Source organism: Microbacterium sp. Marseille-Q6648 (assembly GCF_943181415.1).
GTDB lineage: Bacteria > Actinomycetota > Actinomycetes > Actinomycetales > Microbacteriaceae > Microbacterium.
In genome coordinates this window covers 427,788-446,589 of the sequence record NZ_CALPBZ010000003.1, presented here as the reverse complement: position 1 = coordinate 446,589, position 18,802 = coordinate 427,788, and the positions used below count along the sequence as shown (strand labels likewise).

General features: G+C 66.6%; 19 protein-coding genes. 9 read left to right on the top strand and 10 right to left on the bottom strand.

Annotated features, from left to right (window positions below):
* Positions 1-212 precede the first annotated feature (212 nt).
* From NFR93_RS12210 to NFR93_RS12195, 4 genes are all read left to right on the top strand, one after another.
* Entirely contained in the window at positions 213-614 is a 402-nt protein-coding gene (locus NFR93_RS12210; protein WP_251453558.1) for a hypothetical protein, read from the top strand.
* Positions 615-728: 114 nt separating this feature from the next.
* Positions 729-887, top strand: coding sequence for a hypothetical protein (locus tag NFR93_RS12205; RefSeq protein ID WP_251453557.1), 159 nt, complete (start codon positions 729-731; stop codon positions 885-887).
* Between the two features lie 445 nt (positions 888-1,332).
* Positions 1,333-4,338, top strand: a complete 3,006-nt coding sequence (locus tag NFR93_RS12200) for a hypothetical protein (RefSeq protein WP_251453556.1) — start codon at positions 1,333-1,335, stop codon at positions 4,336-4,338.
* 142 nt (positions 4,339-4,480) lie between these two features.
* Positions 4,481-5,365 (top strand): mechanosensitive ion channel family protein, encoded by an 885-nt coding sequence (locus tag NFR93_RS12195; protein ID WP_251453555.1) that lies wholly within the window; start codon positions 4,481-4,483, stop codon positions 5,363-5,365.
* A gap of 70 nt (positions 5,366-5,435) precedes the next feature.
* Here NFR93_RS12195 and NFR93_RS12190 read toward each other — a convergent pair whose 3' ends face one another.
* From NFR93_RS12190 to NFR93_RS12180, 3 genes are all read right to left on the bottom strand, one after another.
* A complete protein-coding gene (locus NFR93_RS12190; protein ID WP_251453554.1) occupies positions 5,436-6,269 on the bottom strand; it encodes a F510_1955 family glycosylhydrolase in 834 nt (277 codons plus the stop codon).
* 58 nt (positions 6,270-6,327) lie between these two features.
* A complete protein-coding gene (locus NFR93_RS12185; RefSeq protein ID WP_251453553.1) occupies positions 6,328-6,942 on the bottom strand; it encodes a DUF305 domain-containing protein in 615 nt (204 codons plus the stop codon).
* 84 nt (positions 6,943-7,026) lie between these two features.
* Positions 7,027-7,452, bottom strand: coding sequence for a DUF6153 family protein (locus NFR93_RS12180; RefSeq protein ID WP_251453552.1), 426 nt, complete (start codon positions 7,450-7,452; stop codon positions 7,027-7,029).
* A gap of 149 nt (positions 7,453-7,601) precedes the next feature.
* Here NFR93_RS12180 and NFR93_RS12175 point away from each other — a divergent pair, with 149 nt between their 5' ends.
* Complete coding sequence (locus NFR93_RS12175; RefSeq protein WP_251453551.1) at positions 7,602-8,114, top strand: hypothetical protein; 513 nt, start codon at positions 7,602-7,604, stop codon at positions 8,112-8,114.
* 416 nt (positions 8,115-8,530) lie between these two features.
* Here NFR93_RS12175 and NFR93_RS12170 read toward each other — a convergent pair whose 3' ends face one another.
* The 3 genes from NFR93_RS12170 to NFR93_RS12160 form a co-directional block, all read right to left on the bottom strand.
* A complete protein-coding gene (locus tag NFR93_RS12170) occupies positions 8,531-9,094 on the bottom strand; it encodes an LPXTG cell wall anchor domain-containing protein (protein WP_251453550.1) in 564 nt (187 codons plus the stop codon).
* 199 nt (positions 9,095-9,293) lie between these two features.
* Positions 9,294-11,072 carry a DUF4012 domain-containing protein gene (locus tag NFR93_RS12165; RefSeq protein WP_251453549.1) on the bottom strand — a complete coding sequence of 593 codons (1,779 nt, stop codon included), beginning with the start codon at positions 11,070-11,072 and terminating at the stop codon, positions 9,294-9,296.
* Positions 11,073-11,117: 45 nt separating this feature from the next.
* Positions 11,118-12,428, bottom strand: a complete 1,311-nt coding sequence (locus NFR93_RS12160; protein ID WP_251453548.1) for a UDP-glucose dehydrogenase family protein — start codon at positions 12,426-12,428, stop codon at positions 11,118-11,120.
* Positions 12,429-12,531: 103 nt separating this feature from the next.
* On the opposite strand from NFR93_RS12160, the gene NFR93_RS12155 reads away from it, so the two are divergent.
* The gene (locus NFR93_RS12155) at positions 12,532-13,023 is read left to right on the top strand and encodes a DUF4916 domain-containing protein (RefSeq protein WP_251453547.1); all 492 of its coding nucleotides are present in this window, start codon (positions 12,532-12,534) and stop codon (positions 13,021-13,023) included.
* Here the strand turns inward: NFR93_RS12155 and NFR93_RS12150 are convergent.
* The 4 genes from NFR93_RS12150 to NFR93_RS12135 form a co-directional block, all read right to left on the bottom strand.
* On the bottom strand, positions 12,984-13,226 hold the full coding sequence (locus NFR93_RS12150) for a hypothetical protein (protein WP_251453546.1): 243 nt from the start codon (positions 13,224-13,226) through the stop codon (positions 12,984-12,986). The two genes, NFR93_RS12155 and NFR93_RS12150, sit on opposite strands and share 40 nt — an antisense overlap.
* Before the next feature lie 65 nt (positions 13,227-13,291).
* Positions 13,292-14,272 (bottom strand): GDP-L-fucose synthase family protein, encoded by a 981-nt coding sequence (locus tag NFR93_RS12145; protein ID WP_251453545.1) that lies wholly within the window; start codon positions 14,270-14,272, stop codon positions 13,292-13,294.
* Positions 14,273-14,342: 70 nt separating this feature from the next.
* A complete protein-coding gene (gene gmd / locus NFR93_RS12140; protein WP_251453544.1) occupies positions 14,343-15,377 on the bottom strand; it encodes a GDP-mannose 4,6-dehydratase in 1,035 nt (344 codons plus the stop codon).
* Positions 15,378-15,392: 15 nt separating this feature from the next.
* On the bottom strand, positions 15,393-16,679 hold the full coding sequence (locus tag NFR93_RS12135) for a glycosyltransferase family 4 protein (protein WP_251453543.1): 1,287 nt from the start codon (positions 16,677-16,679) through the stop codon (positions 15,393-15,395).
* A 137-nt stretch (positions 16,680-16,816) separates the two neighbouring features.
* Here NFR93_RS12135 and NFR93_RS12130 point away from each other — a divergent pair, with 137 nt between their 5' ends.
* The 3 genes from NFR93_RS12130 (at position 16,817) to NFR93_RS16070 (ending at position 18,774) form a co-directional block, all read left to right on the top strand.
* Positions 16,817-17,314, top strand: a complete 498-nt coding sequence (locus tag NFR93_RS12130; RefSeq protein ID WP_353049915.1) for an LbetaH domain-containing protein — start codon at positions 16,817-16,819, stop codon at positions 17,312-17,314.
* Positions 17,311-18,420: a glycosyltransferase gene (locus tag NFR93_RS12125; protein WP_353049913.1), complete on the top strand. Its 1,110-nt coding sequence runs from the start codon at positions 17,311-17,313 to the stop codon at positions 18,418-18,420. Before NFR93_RS12130 ends, NFR93_RS12125 begins: the two co-directional genes overlap by 4 nt.
* 225 nt (positions 18,421-18,645) lie before the next feature.
* Positions 18,646-18,774, top strand: coding sequence for a helix-turn-helix domain-containing protein (locus NFR93_RS16070; RefSeq protein ID WP_353049914.1), 129 nt, complete (start codon positions 18,646-18,648; stop codon positions 18,772-18,774).
* The last annotated feature ends 28 nt before the right edge of the window (positions 18,775-18,802 follow it).

The following is an 18,802-nucleotide window of genomic DNA, read 5'->3' as shown; positions in this document are numbered from 1 at the left end:
GACCTGAGCCGGCTGCATCGCCGACCCCCGTTGCCGACCATGGTGGACCCGCCACCCGGCCCCGTCAACGGCCCCGGCTCACGCCACACCTCTCGGCTCCTGTCCGCGTGGATTGGATAACTGTCGGTTGGCCAACAGAGAATCTCGATAATGGTGCCGATTACCCACGCGATAATGGGACAGATTACTGCTCGCAGGGCTACGATGAGGGGATGAGCGCTCGCGCAACAGTTTCGTCCCAACGGCCTGGTCTGCAGGCGGCGCAAGAGGCGACCGCGCTGGCTTTGCCGGAGCTGGTCTCGCGCCTGCGTGACATCGTCGGCGTGCGGATTGTGGCGTACATCGGCAACGTCAAGAACACCCGGCCTGTCGCTGACTGGGCCGAGGGGCGACGACGCCCGGGGGTTGAGGATGAAGAACGATTGCGCCTTGCGTTCCAGGCGGCTCTGCTGATGCGAGATCGCTACGAGCCGACGACCATCCAGAGTTGGCTGATGGGATCGAATCCCGCCCTCGAGCATGAAGCACCTGCGCGATACATCCGCCAGAACCGCGCGGTCGACGTCGCCAAAGAGGTCATGGCCGCCGCGAGCGCTTTCGCTCTGGTCGGATGAGGGCTCTCGCGCTCCCCGTCGCAGGCGATCCAGGCCCGGTGTGGCCGGTACCTGTACGACCTGCATGCCGAGGACCGACGACCGCTGGTCGACGGGGTCACGTTCCGTAGCCGCATGGGCGACGACATTCTGCTCTGGGCGGTCTTCGAGCGAGCGGATCAGCCGGTGAGTGAGCGCATCACGCCCGAGCCTGTATTCCATCGTGTGACTGAGGACACGAATGAGCTGTCGGAGGCCATGTCCATGCTGCGCCTTCACTGGCACCGTGACTGATTCATTCGGCCCCACCGCCCCTCTGTCCGCGGCCCTGCGCGTGCGCTAGCATCGCGCCATCGCGGGTCGACGACGACTCCCGCCATGGCCTTGGGGGCGACATGGTGCAGCACGATGCAGGGCGAGCGCCCACCGTCGCGCCCGGCCCGCCCGACGAGCCGCCCCCGCCGGGCATGCCCGCAGCCCTTGCGGCGCCCGTCCGATCGACCATCAGATGGATGCGGCTGGCCATCGCCGCGGCCATCGTGCTGATCTGCATGGGAGAACTCGACCGGCTCATCTCGGCGGTCGCCAGCGGTGAGGGTCGCACCCACTCGCTGGCGACGGTCATCGGGCCGCTCTCGTTCACCGGACGCGGCGCGTGGACGGACTGGGCCGCAACCGACCTGCACGGCCACCTCGCCGGTTGGATCGCCCTGCACACCGGATTCGACATGCTGTTCGTGTGGGTCTACGGGCTCGCCGGACTCGCCTTCCTCACCCGCTGGGCCACGCCGCCCCCACCCCGACACCCATCGCGACCCCCATCCCCGCCCTCCCACAGACCGTCCTCAACCCGCTCACCCTGCGCCGCACGCTGCAGACGCTCATCGTCCTCGAAGCGATCGAGGCGGTGCTGTTGGTCGTGGCCGCCGGTTTCGTCGGCGCGAAGATCGCGACACCCTGGCTCGCGATCCCGATCGCCCTCGTCGCGACCGTCAAGTGGGCGACGGTCGTCGTCCTGATCGTGCTGGTCCTCCGGCACGCCCCCACCCGGCACACGCTCGCCGCGGCGGTGCGTCGCGGCTGGCAGGCGGTCTGGGTGCAGCGGCTGTCGGTGGTGGGAGTCGTGACGCTCGGCATCCTGTCGTGCGTGCCGAGCGACGGAGTCCTCGACCAGTTGCCCGACGTGCAGCGCCAATGGCTCGGCCCGTACGTCGGTCAAGCGGCCACGGCCCTCCTGACGGTCTTCATCGCCTTCATCGCCGCGTTCGCGCTCGGCCGCGCCCGCGCGCGCCTGATGTACGAGCGCTACGGAGCGGTGCAGCGCACCAAGGTCGACGTGCCGATGGCTCGCGTGTTCGGCTGGTGGATGCTGCCCCTGGCGGCCTTCGCCGGCATCCTGCTCCTCGGCTGGGGACTGCACCAGCTCACCCCGGAGCCGCGCTCCGCCCTGCTCGGCCCCGCCCCCGCGATCACGTTCGTGGCCATCCCGCTGATCGTGCTGATCACCTCGAAGCTGGTCGAGTCCAGCCCGATGCCCCCGTCGAGCCTCCGGCCACCCGACCCGGGCCGCGCGCGGTACGCGCAGCTAGTCGGCGACGTCCTGGCGATCAGCGTCTTCGTCGTGGCGGGCCTCGGACTCGTGCGCTCGGCCGCCTCGCCGACCTTCCTGTGGCTGGCGCGCGAAGAGGTGCCGCTGCCGTGGGCGGCTCCGCTCGTCGGCGTGACCGCGGTCGTCGCGGCGCTCGCCGTCCCGAGCCTGCTCACCCGCCTCGCGACCGTGACGCCGAATCCGCGACCGCTGTCGCTCGCGCGTCTGGTAGCCGAGAACGACCCGACCGAGCCCCGAGTGCCCCCTGGGTCCACTCCCGTGGCGACCGCCGAGCAGGGTCGCCAGTGGCGCCTGCACCAGCTGTCGCTCCTGATCATCATCGTCGGCGCCGTCGTCCTGCTCGTGCTGATGACGGTCTTCCCCCAGATCGGGGGAGCGCTCGGCCCCACCGCCACCACCGTGCTCGCGATCACCTGCTGGACGGGCGCGCTCGGCGGCTTCGCGGTCGCCCTGCAGGCGTACGAGCCGCTGCCGATCTTCCGCAAGCTGCACCTCAGCGCGACGCCGGTCCTCACCCTCGGCATCGCCGTGCCGTTCGTCTACGCCTCGATCTTCGGCGTCCTCTCGTGGGACGGCCAGCCTCACCTCATCCGCACCCTCGAGCAACCCGCCGACACTGAGCAACCCGCCGACACCACCGAAGCGGATGCCGCACCCGCCGTCTCCGAGACCCTCACCGCGCGGCTCGACGACAACTCCGGCTGCGTCCTCGAGGCGGGCGGCCGGCCCTTCCGGCCGGTGCTGCTCGTGGCGGCGGAGGGCGGCGGCATCCGCGCGGCGTACTGGACGGCGACGGCGATGGAGCGGATCCTCGGCGCGAGCTGCCTCGACGAGACGGTGCTCGCCTCGAGCGGCGTCAGCGGGGGATCGGTCGGGCTCGCCCTCACCGGCCTCGACCCGGCCGAGCCCGCGCCGGGCACCGCCGACGACCAGGACGACGAGCCGTCCGCCTCCGGCCAGGCAGACCCCGAACCGACCCCGGCCGAGTCGCAGCTCGCGGCGCTCGCCGGCCCAGACACCCTCGGTATGGCCGTGTCGGGTCTCTTCGTCGGCGACGTGATCGCGGGAGCGACCGGGATCAAGCTCCCGTCGCTGGTGTCGACGCCCGAGGGATTCGAGAGGCCCGAGGGCGGGTCCGACCCGTTCGGGTGGCAGTGGCGCGACCGGGCCGCCCTCATCGAGACGGGCTGGATCGCCGACGTCTCCGACTTCAGTCGGCCGCACACCGTCACCGCGAACGAGCGCACGGGCCTGACGATGCTCAACTCCACCGATGTCGACTCGGGGTGCCGCGTCATCGTCGGCGACGAGTCGATCCTCCCGACGCCGTCACCGACCGCGCCGGCAGAGGCGGCATCCGCATCGCCGACCCCAGCAGCCTCACCGCGCTGCGACAACGTGCGCACGGACCCTGCCGTCACCTGGTGGCTCGAGCAGGAGTGTCTGGCGCAGCTCGACCGGGCGACGGCGGCGATGCTGTCGGCGCGGTTCCCGATCGTGACGCCGGGCGGACGGCTTCCGGGCGACGGCTGCGACGGCAACGCGCAGCTGATCGACGGCGGGTACGCCGAGGGGTCGGGTCTCGGCACCCTCGCCGACCTGACCCCGCACGTGACCGCGGCGATCCGTGCCGAGAACGAGGCCTCGCCCGCCGAGCCGCCCCTCGTGCCGATCGTGGTCTACCTGCGCAACTCGGCCGGGTTCGACGTGACCGAGTCGCTGCAGGACGTCACCGCCGAGCCGTTCGTGCCGCTCGTCGGCTACGGCGCGAAGGCGACGCAGCTGTCGGACTGGGCGTGGCTGCAGCGGCTGTCGGCCGGCATGCGCGACGTGTGCCCGGCCGGCGACACCGACGCCGACACCGACACCGACACCGACACCGACACCGACACCGACTGCGCCGACACCGTCGTCGCGGTGCGAGAGATCCTCCGCAATCAGCTCGTCGTGGTGTCGGCGGGCACGCGGCCGGCGGTCGTTCCGCCGCTCGGGTGGGCGCTGTCGGACTACAGCGCGACCTCGATGCGCAACGCGCTCGCCGCCGAAGCCGACCTCGAAACCTGCGCCGAGGCGGCGGGCAGCTCCGACGGCGCCGCGCGCCTGTGCGACCTGCTCGGGCTGCCCGAAACCGGCTGAATCCGCACCCCGCCTCGCGTAAATAGCACAGGGCCCCACCTGACCGGAAGGGGGGCGAGCCCGAAAGCGTCCTGCGCACATACTGAGACGCACCATGGCCCGCAAGCACGCGGCATCCCCCTGATGGAAAGAAGCAAAGGTCATGAACTTCCCAGTTGCATTCCAGAACGCCCTTTCGGCCGTTCTGACATTCATCCCCCTCTTCTTGTTGTTCCTCGTCATCCTCATCGTCGGCCTGATCGTGGCCAAGCTCATTTCCAAGGGCCTCGAGAAGCTGCTCGAGAAGGTCGGCTTCGACCGCTTGGTCGAGCGCGGCGGCATCAAGAAGGCGCTCGCGAAGTCGAAGCTCGATGCGTCCGACATCATCGCGAAGATCGTCTACTACACGCTCGTTCTGTTCGTGCTGCAGTTCGCGTTCGGTGTCTTCGGACCCAACCCGGTGAGCGACCTTCTCGAGGGCATCATCGCCTTCATCCCGAAGATCATCGTCGCGATCATCATCGTGATCATCGCCGCGGCGATCGCGACCGCGGTGAAGACGCTCATCGAGAACACCCTGGGTGGCCTGTCGTACGGCAAGGTGCTGGCGAACATCGCCGCCATCTTCATCCTGTTCATCGGCATCACCGCCGCGCTGAACCAGGTCGAGGTGGCGACCACGGTCACCACGCCGATCCTCATCACGGTCCTCGCGATCATCGCCGGTGTCATCATCGTCGGTGCCGGTGGCGGTCTCATCAAGCCGATGCAGGCTCGCTGGGAGGGCTTCCTCAACAAGGCCGAAGAAGAGGCTCCGAAGATCGCGGCCGAGGCCAAGTCTTCGCCCTCTGCCGGTGACCAGCTGAAGGATGCCGCGCGCCGCGCTGCTCCCTCGTCGCAGTCGCCGTCGTCGCAGCCCACGCGCACCGCTCCGACCGCTCCGGTCTCGGCACCGCCGCAGTCGGCGACCCGCACGCAGTCGGCACCGCCGGCCGCACCGGGTGCGGTTCCCCCGCCGCCGCCCGTGCGTCGTCCCGACGAGGTCTGAGTTCAGACACCGGATGCCCCCGCCACACATCGCGTGTGGCGGGGGCATCCGTTCGTGGCTCAGCGCCGGGTCAGGTCGCGTTCAGCACCGTGAGCCCGCTGTCGTCGACCACGACGATGTCGCCGTCGTCGGTGATCGTCACGGCCTGCACGCCGCCGTGCGCGCGCCCGGCCTGCTCCCACGCGTCCGCCCCGGCTGTCGTCACCCAGATGCGCTCGCGCGCGTCGATGCCGACGACGCGCTGCTGATCGGGCGACGACGACAGCGCGTACATGGACGGGGAGCTTGCCCACGCCGTGAAGGATGCGCCGTCGTCGAGGCTGACCTGCAGTCCCTGCGGGGTGGCCGCGATCAGGCGGCCGGTGGCGTCCACGGCGAGGTCGAGCGCCGGAACGCTCGCGCCGGCTTCGGCCCAGGTCTGCCCCACGTCGGTGCTGACCAAGAGGCGTGAGCTGTCGGTCGAGATGCCGAACACCGCGCCGTCGACACCGGGCGCGAGCACGTGGAAGTCCTTCTCGCCGGTGAACGTGACCGGCGACCACGACCGGGCGCCGTCGCTGCTGCGGATGATCCCCAGGTGCGGTGATCCCCACTCCGCCGGCGAGTTCGGGCCGGGGTGTCCTGAGGCGAGCAGGTCGTCGCCGACGACCGTCAGGCCCATCGCGTCGAAGGCGTGCTGTCCGATCCGTCCGCCGATCTCGCCGTCCACCGAGGCGGCGAAGAGTCCGTCGTGCGTGCCGAGCAGGAAGCCGTCGCCTGACGGGTCGACGACGATCTCGTGCACGTGCGCCGAGGGTGCGGCGTGTTCGGTGCCGGTCGACGGCGGCTCGGGCGTCGCGCAGCCGGCGAGGGCGAGGAGCGAAAGCGCGGCAGCGGATGCGGCCACGCGCCGATGTGCGAGCATCGGGTGTCCTTTCGTCGAGGGTGCGGGGGTGCCGGGTTCTCGGCACCCCCGCACGGGCTCAGAAGTCGGCGAGCAGGTCGCGCATCTCGGTGATCTCGGCCGCCTGGGTTTCGACGATCGTCTCGGCGAGTGCGACCGCGTCGGGGTTGATGCCGTCAGCGATCTCGGCTTCGGCCATCTCGACGGCGCCTTCGTGGTGCTGGATCATCTGCTCGAGGAACAGCCGCGATGCGTCGTCACCTGTGGCGGATTCGAGTGCGGCCATGTCGTCCTCCGACATCATGCCGTCGCCGTGCCGCATGTCGCCCATCTCGGCGCCCGACGGCATGCCCCAGTCGTCGAGCCAGCCTTCCATCTGCTCGATCTCGGGGGCCTGGGCGGCCTTGATGCGTTCGGCGAGCTCGGCGACGCGCTCGTCGACGTCGTCCTTGGCGAGCAGCATGTCGCTCATCTCCACCGCCTGCTCGTGGTGGGGGATCATCATCGACGCGAACATCGTGTCGGCGGCGTTGTACTCGCCCTGCACCTCGACCGACGGGGTGGACGACATGGCCGTCTCATCGGCGTCGTTCGAGCCCGGAGTCGCCGTTGTTCCGGCATCCGTGCACCCGGCCAGCAGCAGCGCGAGGGCGAGCGGGGCGGCCGCGAGCGCGGCCGTGCGGTTCTTCTTCATCAGTGTGTGTCCGTTCCAGTCGTTCGTGAGGGTCGCCCTGAGGGGCGCGGCGCCGTGCCGACTCGGCGAGTCGGCGGCCGCCGGTCACGTCCGGCTGATGGACAGTTCTACGAGCGAGGGCGGGCGCGGTGACGGCTCGACCGGGGGCCGGTCGCCGCCGATGACGAGAATCGGATGCCGGTGGTGCCGCATCGCGCGACCGACCCGACCGATGAGGATCATCGCCACCATCAGAGCCAGGGCGCACGCCAGCATCATGGCGCTGTGGTCGTGGCCGGCGCCGCAGTCGGCGCATCCGACCTCGGCGTCGGTGGCGCCCGATTCGGTGACGGCATGAGCGTGCGAGTGCTCCGCCGCAGCCACCGTGGTGAGCCCGGTGTCGCCGTGGGCGGTCGACAGGGTGTGCATCCCCAGGAGTCCGAGAACGACGAGCGCTGCGAGCAACGCAGACGCAGCCCAGCGCCAGAACACGGGCGGCTGCGCGTGACGTCGAGTCAGAGTGGGGGACATGTGGCTCCGCACACAGCGTACTCCGGCGGGCTGTGTGCGGACGGGTCGGCCGGAGCTGCAGGGTTGACATCGCCGCGACCAGGGGAGAGGCTCGCGTCACGGACGGGCAACGCCGCCTTCGTCCGACGGACATGCGCTTTGGGGGCGACATGGACACACAGTGGATCGAGTCCGCGCGCGACCCGAAGCGTCGTCGACCGCTGAGCCTGTTCAACGCGATCGCGCCGTGGGTGCTGCTTCCGCTGCCCGGCGCGCTGACGATGATGTTCGGCGCTGCGATGCCTGACCTGTTCGCGCCGGCGCTCGACGAGCGCGGGGGGATGCCGGGGGTGATGGTCGCCGTCGTCATCCTCGCGCTGGCCACGGCCGCGACGGTGCTGATCGCGAGGCGCGATCATCGCTGGTGGGTCGTCATCCCGCTCGCGCTCGCCGCGCTGATCATCGCGAACGTGCTGGCGCTGTGGCTGGGGTTCCAGAGCCTGCAGCCCCGGGTGTTCTATCCCGGGGTCGCGTCGTCGGACGTGTGGCTGCCGATCGCCGCGTCGTACCTGATCGCCGGCACGCACGTCTACGGCTGGGGCGGTGCTGCACTGGGTGTGGCCTGCGGCTCGGCCGCGGCGTACCAGCTCGGCAAGTGGGGCGAGCCCCGCGACAACGTCTGAACGGCCGAGCCAGAGACCCACCCGTCACGATCCTTGACCCTCACTCACCCTCAGGCGTACAGTCCATCCATCGCTCCTCACCCGAAGTGGGGCGGTACTGGGGAAAGCAATGACGCTGATTCACAGCCCTGGGCTGTTTGACCGCACCCTCTGGGGATCCCGCACGGTGACGTGTGCTGAGTGCGCACGTCGGATCCCGGCACACGATGCCATCTGGCATGCCGCGCAGCCGTATTGCTCTGTGGAGCACGAGTGCGCCGACAACGCCATCGAGCCGGGCATGGTCGAGGTGCCGATGACGGCTGCCCCGTGATCACGAGCGTGCGCGTCCGGCTGTCCGTATCCGGCCGCACGAACGAGCGATCCCCCGGGAGCCGAAGCTCTCGGGGGATCGCTGCCAAGCGGAATGCTGTGGATCAGACCTCAGCGTGCTGGCGGTTACGGCGAACCGTGGTGGCGACGGCAAGTGCGCCACCGGCGAGGACGAGCGCGCCGCCACCGACCCACAGGCCGAGCAGCGCGTTGCTGTCCAGACCCGTGGCGGGGAGGCCGCCACCCGCACCGGCGCCCGAAGCGGGAACCGAAACGCTGACAGAAACGCCGGGGCTGGTCTCCGAGAACGCCGAGATCGTGTAGACACCCGAGGCGTTGCTCGGGAACACGATGTCGACGGGGGCGACGCCGCCGTCAGCGGTGGCCTCGACGGTGCCGAGAGTTGCGGACTCGACAGCGAACTTGACGAACGCGAGCGATGCGCCGCTGGCGCTCTCGCCCTCGAGCGTGATGGTGACGGGCTCGCCGGGCGTGAACACGCCGGGGTCGACCGAGAACGTGACGGTGCCGCCAGGCGTCACCGTCGTGGACGAAACGTTGGCCGAGTCGGCCGGGGGGTAAACCTCGGCGTGGGCGGCAACGGGTGCGAGGGCGAGCGCGGCGGCGAAAGTCGCTGCCGCAGCTGCCTTGATAAGGGTTTGCTTCATGGTCTTCCTGTCTCTTGGCGGAGAATGCGACACGGCTGTTGCCGCGTAGTGCACCGGAACTGCCAGGTCTCCTCTTGCGAAGAGCTTGCTGTCACTCCGTTTGAAGTTCTGCTTGCCCAGAAATCCACCGGTTTGACATAGCAAGCGCCGTGGTTCGGATTTCCGAGCTACGGCGCCCTATCAGTGAGTGTAGGGAAATTCACAGACATGTGCCAACGGTCGGCGTTACATCCGCGTTAACAGTGGGAGTCTGCCGCACCTTGAGCTGAGCGCCGGTTGGCCCCTCAGACTGGGCGGAAACGCTCACAGTGACGCTATCCCCAGGGGCAAGCGTAACGTCAAAACTCACGACTCGATGACCGTCGTGGGAACCCCCTCCGAGGCCGTCCTCGGTCGAGATCGCCGCATCCAGGAGATCGAAGCCCGTCGGCAAGTAAACGTATCCCACTGTCTTTGCGGACCCAGGCTCGACGCCATAGATCCCGCCCCCGGTGATGTATTCGGGGAGTCCTGAATCTGGGGCACGATTAGCGATGGTGAGAGCCAGCGTTGCTGTTCCACTGGTTGTGCCTTCAACAGGAGGGGCGCATGTTTCCCATTCGGCGACAGTGGTCACTTCTTGATAGAAGTCCATCTTCGAACCGGTGCCGTCGTTGAGATAAACGCCGAACGAGGTCGCGCGCGCGTCCGTCTTGGGCAGCCCCCCGACCAGAGTCGTGTCGGCGAGAACCGCTTGGTCGTCCTCGTGCGCGCTCCATAGCAGCACGCGGTTCTCTTCCCCTGCGCGAGCGAGCGCGCCAAGAAGGGCGCTCGCGTCGAATCGCCCACCCGCTAAAGCGCCGAACACTGCGGACGTCGTCTCAGAGAAGAAGGCGTTCTGCTCGGTGGGGTCGGGATACCGCTTGTAGACCTCGTTGAGCAGTAGGGATACGGCGTTCTCGCTCGTCAGCTGATCGCCTGAGGGCAGCTCGATCGGGCCGGTGGCTTCCAGAATGTACGAAAGCGCCACCGGGTCCAGCGAGATCACTCCGTCCAGCTCGGTGCCGTGCTTGTCCACCCACATGGTTCGCGCGATCTGCCCCGAGACGGCGAAGTCCGGCACTTGTGTCACGTTGTGCATGAATCGGACTGGATACTCGCCATAGATCGCCGCGACGTCGGCTTCAAGTTCCATCACCGCCGGGTCGAAGCGTCCGAAAGAAGCCGCGTAGTCCTGAGTTCCGAGCCGCATGGCTCCGTCGTTCGTGCGGATCTGCGCGAGCGCACCGGCGATCCCGCCCAGCGAACGCCACTCCGCGTTGTTCTGGAAGATCACTAAGTAGTCACGAGGCCCGTCTTGACCGAGCATCTCTGGCAGTAGGACCGATGCCCTAGCGAGGGCGTCGGTCGCGCGACCGGTGGTGTCGAGCAGTGCTTCGACCTCGTCCACCACTTCACGCAGCGGACCGATCACTGCTGCCGAATTGGCGTCGGTCACCGCGTCCGAAGCGCCGCGCATCGAGCTCGCAGCTTCCGCAGAGACATCCTGCACGGCGACGAACGCATCGAGGTTGATGCGACCATCGATGGGCTGGAAGGCAGTGGGCGACAGAGACGAGGCGACCTCGGCCAACGGAGTGAGAGCTTCTCGAGCGACGAGATCGACGGATGCCGCAACCGCCGAGACAGCGCGAAGCTGCGGACCCAGCCACGGGGTGCCCTCCACAAGCTCCCAGACGGGGTCGCTGGTGAGCGCTTGAGCTGCGTTCGCATCGTCAGCGACGGACGCGATCGCGGCCGCAACGGCTGCGGGGTCGTCGATCTGCGCGACGACGTCACTTGCAGAGGATTGCGCGCTGCGCAGGTGGTCTGCGGCGATCGCGCCCCGTGCTCCCACCCAACCGATGGCGATCAGCGTAAGCACTGCACAGGCGACGACTGCCCAAAGGGCGATCCTTCCGGCGACGCGTGCCGGACGCGCCAGCGCGGACTCTGTCATACTCACGAGCCTAAATGGGGCTCCGGGTACGGCACGAACCGGTGTTCAGGGGCGGCCCATGCCGTGGTAGGTCCAGCCGGCGTTGCGCCAGGCGGTGGCGTCGAGGCAGTTGCGGCCGTCGATGATGATGGTGCCGCGGGTGAGGGTTTTGGCGTGGGTGGGGTCGAGTTCGCGGCGGTATTGGTCCCATTCGGTGACGACGATGACGGCGTCGGCGCCGGTGAGTGCTTCGTCGCGGTCGTGGATGTAGGTGAGTTGGGGGTGGATGTTTTTGGCGTTGGTGATGGCTTCGGGGTCGGTGACGGTGACGTGGGCGCCGAGGCCGTGGAGGCGGACGGCGACGTCGAGGGCGGGGGAGTCGCGGATGTCGTCGGAGTGGGGTTTGAAGGCGGCGCCGAGGACGGTGACGTTCTTTTCGAACACGGATCCGCCGAGGGCTTGGATGGTGAGGGTGACGGCGTGGTCGCGGCGGCGGAGGTTGATCTCGTCCACTTCGCGCAGGAACGCCACGGATTCGCCGCGGCCGAGTTCTTCGGCTCGTGCGCTGAACGCGCGGATGTCTTTGGGGAGGCAGCCGCCGCCGAAGCCGATGCCGGCGCCGAGGAAGCGGCGTCCGATGCGGGCGTCGTGGCCGATGGCGTCGGCGAGTTGGGTGACGTCGGCGCCGGTGACTTCGGCGATCTCGGCCATCGCGTTGATGAAGCTGATCTTCGTGGCAAGGAACGCGTTGGCGGCGACTTTGACCAGTTCCGCGGTGGCGTAGTCGGTGACGATGAACGGGGTCCCCTTGCCGACGCTGGGGTGGTAGACCTCGCGGAGGATCTCCGCGGCCCGTTCCCCCTCGGGGCCGTGGGGGACGCCGGCGACGAGACGGTCGGGGTCGACGGTGTCCTGCACGGCGAAGCCTTCGCGGAGGAATTCCGGGTTCCACACCAGCGTCGCCCCCGTCGCGCTGACACGGGGGGCGAGGTCGGCGGCGGTGCCGACGGGGACGGTGGACTTGCCTGCGACGAGGTCACCGGGGGACAGGTGGGGCAGGAGCGCGTCGACGGCGGCGTTGACGTAGGTGAGGTCGGCGGCGTACCCGCCTTTCTGCTGCGGGGTCCCGACGCCGACGAAATGCACCGCAGCGCCCTTCGCGTCGGCCATGTCGGTGGTGAACCGCAACCGGCCCGCGCTGATGCCCTCGGTCAGGATCTCCTGCAGGCCGGGTTCGAAGAACGGCGCCCGCCCACTGGCCAGGGCCTCCACCTTCGCCTGGTCCACATCGATCCCCACGACCTCATGCCCGATCGACGCCATCGCCGCCGCATGCACAGCCCCCAGATACCCACAACCGATAACAGACAAACGCATAGAGACTCCTCGAGTCGAGTGACGCCGGCGTCCCTGGCGGCAATGTGCTGAATCTTCATATCAGAGACACATTTCGATGCGATTGCACGGCCACAATCGAGGGGTGTCGTTCCTGCCCGCTGAGCTGTACCGAACCATCGAGCGATCGATGCCGATCACGTGCGTCGACTTCGTCCCCGTCCGCGATGGAGCCGACGGTCTTGAGGTTGGACTGATTCTTCGTGCTTCTCCGTTCGGCGAGGTGTGGTGCCATCTGGGCGGACGCATCCTCTACGGCGAGACGGTCAGTGATGCTCTGCGTCGCCACGCTTCCGAAACCCTCGCGGTCGCTCTTGACCTACCTGCCGACCCGCAGCCTGCGTTCGTTTATCAATGGTTTCCCGACGATCTGAGGCCACACGACGGAGGCGATTACGGTCGCGATCCGCGGAAGCACGCGATCGGTCTGTCCTTTGTGGTCAAGGTCGCGGGGCCCCCGTCCCCACGTAACGAGGCCATCGACTTCTCGTACTTTTCGGTCGACGCTCTTCCGAAGCCCCTGTGGCCGGGTGCTGGTCAGCTGCTTGCGCGACTAATCTCTAGACCGGGCTCGTAGTCGCCCACCCACCAGTCTGCGATGGCCGCCCAAAGCTCCACGGCCACGCGGTGCTCGTCGCTGTCGCGGAAGAGTTCGAACGACGCACGATCCTCGAAGGTGACGTCCTCGACGATCACGCGACCCTTGCGCGGGTCGAGCGACGTCGTGAGATGCCAAGACGTCGCAGTGGACTTCCGCAACGCCACTTCCAGAGCCTCCATGGCGACATCCACGGCGTCACCGCGAGTGTCGCTCCGAACCTGGAGCAACACGATGTGGCGAAACGTCACTCTCGGAGCGCGCCGACGTGATCCCGGTACCAGGCCACCGTGCGCTCTAGACCTTCCTGCAGGCTGATCTTCGAGGTCCAGCCGGCTTCGGCAAGCTTTGAGACATCGAGCAGCTTCTGCGGTGTGCCGTCGGGCTTGGTGATGTCCCACTCCGTCTCGCCGTGGAATCCGACGACATTACCGATGGTCTCCGCGATCTCTCGGATGGTGACGTCTGTTCCGGTTCCGACGTTGACCTGTTCGGGCCCGTCGTAGTGCTCCATCAGGTGCAGCACGGCATCAGCCATGTCGTCCGCATGCAGGAACTCGCGCCGCGGTGTCCCCGTACCCCAGTTCGTGACGGTCGCCGCACCCGAGGCTGCGGCCTCGTCATACCGGCGGATAAGGGCGGGGAGGACGTGCGACCCCTTCGGGGAGAAGTTGTCGTTCGGCCCATAGAGGTTCGTGGGCATCGCCGAGATCCAGGGCAGGCCGTACTGGCGTCGTACCGCCTGAGTGTGCAGGATTCCAGCGATCTTCGCGATGGCATAGGCATCGTTGGTCGGCTCGAGGTGCCCGGTCAGCAGCGAATCCTCGCTGATGGGCTGCTCGGCGTACTTCGGATAGATGCACGACGATCCCAGGAACGCCACGCGTTCAACGTTGTGAGCGAGTGCCGCGTCGAGCACGTTCACCTGGATCCGCATGTTGTCGCTGAGGAAGTCGACCGGGTACGTGCTGTTGGCGAGGATGCCACCGACCTTTGCTGCGGCCAGGACGATATAGCGCGGCTTGATCTCCGCCATGTACGCGAAGACGGCGTCACGATTCTTCAAATCGAGTTCGGAGGAGCCCTTGCCTACAACGTTCTCGAACCCCGAAGACTCGAGCTTGCGAACGATGGCCGAACCGACCAGTCCGCGGTGTCCGGCAACGTAGAAGGTTGCGCCGCGGTCCAACTCTCGGGGGGTGTAGTCGACTCCGTCGCTCGCCGTCATGACATCACCTCGCTTCCCGGTCGCTGAGCGAGCGCAGCGAGGCGAAGCGCGACGTGAGGAAGCCCAGCGCTCACGCGGCTTCCTTCCACGAGTCCAGCTTCACCTGGTCAATCCAATGGCGACCTTCGTGCTCCAGAGCCTCGACATCTGCATCGACCATGAGCTTCGCGAGGGCGAGTCCGTCGACGGACGCCTTCCATCCGAGCTCGTCCGCGGCCTTGCTCGGATCCCCGATGAGGGCGTCGACCTCAGTGGGGCGCAGGTAGCGCTCGTCGAACTTCACGAACTCTTGCCAGTCGAGCCCGACGTGGCCGAACGAGGTCTCCAGGAAGTCCTTGATCGTGTAGCCCACGCCGGTGGCGAGGACGTAGTCGTCCGGAGAGTTCGCCTGCAGCATGCGCCACATGCCTTCAACGTATTCAGCAGCGTATCCCCAGTCGCGGATGGACTCGAGATTGCCGAGGTAGAGGTCCTTCTGCACGCCGGCCTTGATCCGAGCGACCGCCCGAGTGATTTTGCGGGTTACGAAGGTCTCGCCGCGGCGGGGTGACTCGTGATTGAAGAGGATGCCGTTCACCGCGAACATGTCGTAAGCCTCGCGGTAGTTCTTCGTGATCCAGTAGCTGTAAAGCTTGGCGGCCGCGTAAGGAGAACGCGGATAGAAAGGAGTGGTTTCGCTCTGCGGCGGGGGAGTGGCGCCGTAGAGCTCGGAAGACGATGCCTGGTAAAAACGGGTCTCGATACCCGAAAGACGTACAGCCTCGAGCAACCGAATAGAGCCAGTCCCCGTGGTATCGGCCGTGTGCTCCGGCTCATCGAACGAAACGCGGACGTGCGACTGCGCGGCGAGGTTGTAAACCTCGTCCGGCTTGATCTCGGCCATCAGCGTGACAAGGCGGGCACCGTCGCTGAGGTCGCCGTAGTGGAGGAACAGCTTCGCGGTCGGGTCGTGCGGATCGACGTACAGGTGATCGATTCGCGAGGTGTTAAAGGTGGATGCCCGGCGAATCAGGCCGTGTACCTCGTACCCCTTTGCCAGAAGTAGCTCAGCGAGGTACGAACCGTCCTGCCCGGTGATTCCAGTGATGAGTGCGCGCTTGGCCATGGCCGCGGCTCCGTTCTATCGTGCTTCGATGGTCTGCGTGCGAGGCACGCTCTCGGTGGTGCGGTCATCGCGGTCGATGAGCTGCACCAACAACTGAGTGAACTGGTCGATCGCCGAGTCTTCGTCGAGCACGGTGGAGCAGTAGAGGAGACCATTTGCGCCGAGCTGACTGGCGCGATCAGGATCAGCGCCCAGAGAAACGGCCGCATCGAGGAGAGCCGCGGGATCGCCCGCGGGCACGACGACTCCAGCGTCAGCAGCCCGGATCTCGTCGGCTGTGATCCCAGCCACATCTGTGGCCGCGATTACCGGGCGACCAGCGGAGAAATACGACGTGAGCTTGCTTGGAACGGCCATTTCTGCGACTCCAAACAACTCGTTGACCAGCAGACAGTCGGCGCTGCTGAGCGCTGACACGAAGTCAGCGTCGTTGAGCGGCGCCAAGAACTGCAGATTGGGGATGTCCGCCCCTTCAGATTTCAGGCGGCTGAGCTCCGACCCAGCTCCGAGGAGGACAAACTTGACGGGCTCGCCAGCTGTGTTGGCGGCCCGGGCGGCAGCGATGACGTTGCTGAGACCCTGCTTCACGCCCATGTTTCCTGCGTGCAAGACCACAGTCTCCCTGTCACCCCATTGGTGTCTGGCTCTGGTTGCAGCGACGTCAACGACGGGCGCGGGCGGCAGGTGAGTCCAGTTGCGGATTACCTGGATGCGGTCCCTGCTGACCCCGAAGTCCTGGGCCACACGAGCGGCAAACCGATCGTGAATGACAACGACCTTGTCAGCCCTGCGAAGCAACCATCCTTCGATCGCTGACATGGCCCGAATTACGAGACCTGGGGCCTGACCGGTTTCGGCGAGCCCGAGAGCGTAAAGGTCTTGAACCCAGACGACGAACGGTGTCTTGCGCGCCGTAAGCTGATGGCGCACAGCGGCCATGGCCGAGGAGATGAGCGCAGGCGAGACGGCAACGATGGCGTCCGGCCGCCCCCAGCGACGTCCGAAAAGTCGGGCCCCAAAACTTAGCTCCGAGAACAGGCGGCGAAGACCCTTTGGCGAAACCGGCACGTAGTGAAGCAACCTTGTGACATCCACTCCAGCAAGATGTTCGTTCCGTGACCACTGCCCGTAACCTGGCTTTATTTTCCAGTCCGGATAATGAGGATGCGCCGTCAAGACGCAAGCGATGACGCCTCGGTGGACCAGACCTCGGGCCATCGCCCCCGTGTACGGCGAGATACCGGTGGTCTCCGGGGGGTAGTTCAACCCGAGGATCAACGCGCGGGGCGACGGACGAGACATGGTCAAGAGGCTATCGTCAATGGCATTTCGGTCTGGTTACGGGGAGAGGAAGCGTTATGTCAGAGGTCCCAGTGGTCGACCTATCCAACGCGCCCGGGGAGCGAGCGGCTTGGGATCGCCCTGCGTGGCAGGTTTACATGTGGGCGGTGTGCGAGCTCATTTTTGTGACCAACCCCTGGCAGATCAGCTCGTCTCTCCGCATCCGATTTCTCCGCCTCTTCGGCGCCGAGATCGGCGACGGCGTCGTATTCCGCCCACGTACAAGAGTGAAGTTCCCGTGGAAGCTGCATGTCGGCGACCGCTCATGGATCGGCGAAGGCGTGTGGTTTCATAACCAAGACCACATCTACATCGCCAACGACGTCGTCATCTCACAGGAGACCTTCCTGACAACTGGTTCGCACGCGCACCGTCGCGATATGGCGCTCGTCACCCGACCCATCGAGATCGGATCCGGAGCATGGATCACTTCAAGGTGCATCGTGCTGGGTGGTGCGCGAGTTGGGCGGTCCGCCATCGCTCAGCCGCTGACACTTGTCCGGGGGACCATCCCGCCGAACGCGATCGTCGGTGGGCCGTTTTGCTCCGTGGTGGGCAATCGATTCGAATCCGACCGAGCGGAGCTTGACGCGTGAGGATCGCGCATGTAGTTGCGTTCGTCTCCGCTGACGGCGCATACGGGGGGCCTGTGTCTGTCGCAGTGGCGCAGGCGACTGAACTATCGCGTCAGGGCCATCGAGTGACCCTCTTTGCGGGTTGGGACGGGAAGGCGCACCTAACGGTACCTGGCGTGAACGTAAGGCTTCATTCAGTTGTCCGGATCGGGCGCACGCTGAGCGGGCTGCTATCGGTGGGGTTAATCATGGCGCTGGTCCGGAGTCGCCGCAGTTTTGACGTGGTACATGTGCACATGGGCCGTGACATAGGGTCGCTCGTCGCTGCCCGACTTCTCGCGCTTTTTGGAGTTGCGCTAGTCGTTCAAACTCACGGCATGGTGATGCCTGATCGGCGCTTGAAGGCGCGCATCTCGGACGCGGTTGCAACTCGCAGCGTCCTGCGGCATTCAAGACGTGTCTTGGTTCTCACGGATGCCGAGTCTGTTGGCGTCCGTGCTGTCGCTCGCAGCGCAGCGACCCACATTCAATTGATCGCGAATGGTATTGCCGTGCGCCCGAGGGAGGTCACGCGTAGGGGCGGGGGTAGGCCGGTAGTATTGTTTCTCGCCCGTCTACATCCAAGGAAGGGCGCACTGACGTTCGCTGCCGCATCGAAGATATTGGTCGAGGCTGGTTGCGACGCCGACTTCCGGGTTGTGGGACCGGACGAGGGTGATCTTCAAGCCCTAGTTCAATTCAAGCAGAGGCATTCTCTAGATGCCCTTCATTACTGCGGGGCCATTGGGCCGGGCGACAGCTTGGACGAACTCCGGACAGCCACGGTGTATGTTCTCCCAAGTCGTCAGGAGGTTTTTCCTATGACAGTGCTCGAGGCTCTCTCCGTGGGGACACCGGTTGTGCTTTCGGATGAGTGTGGGATCGCCAAGGGGCTCGAAACACGGTCGGCGGCAATCGTTTGCAGGCCGGAGGAGCGTGCAGTCGCTAACGCGATCGACCTACTGTTGTCGAACCATCAACTGCGTGAAGCGCTGATTCGCGCGGGTTACCAAGCCATTGACGGCTGGCTCAGTATAGAAGCCGTAGTGAAAGATCTGGAGCACGCTTATGGGCACACGCCCGCCTAGACGGGCCGACCCGCGCGATCACGCTCCACATTCAGAAAGTGTCGACCACGCTCCAGAACCAGTCCAGGACGGCGCGGTGGATTACTTTTAGCGTCACACCGTTTCATGGTTCAGCTCGGCTATCAGCGACGTGAAGCGTCAGCGGGAGCATCGTCGTGAAGCGTGAAGCGTGAAGCGTGAAGCGTGGAGCATGAAGCATGATGCGCGAGCGCACCTGTTGCCCATCTGCGTTACGCGAAGATGGGCGTGCGGGCGATCGCGGAACAGTTGGGGAGGTCGCCGTCGACGATCGCCCGCGAACTACGCCGAACCGGAACGAGGCGGGCGTACCGACCGTTTGTCGGCGACGGTTGAAAACGAGGCCATAGCGACGGGGTGGTTT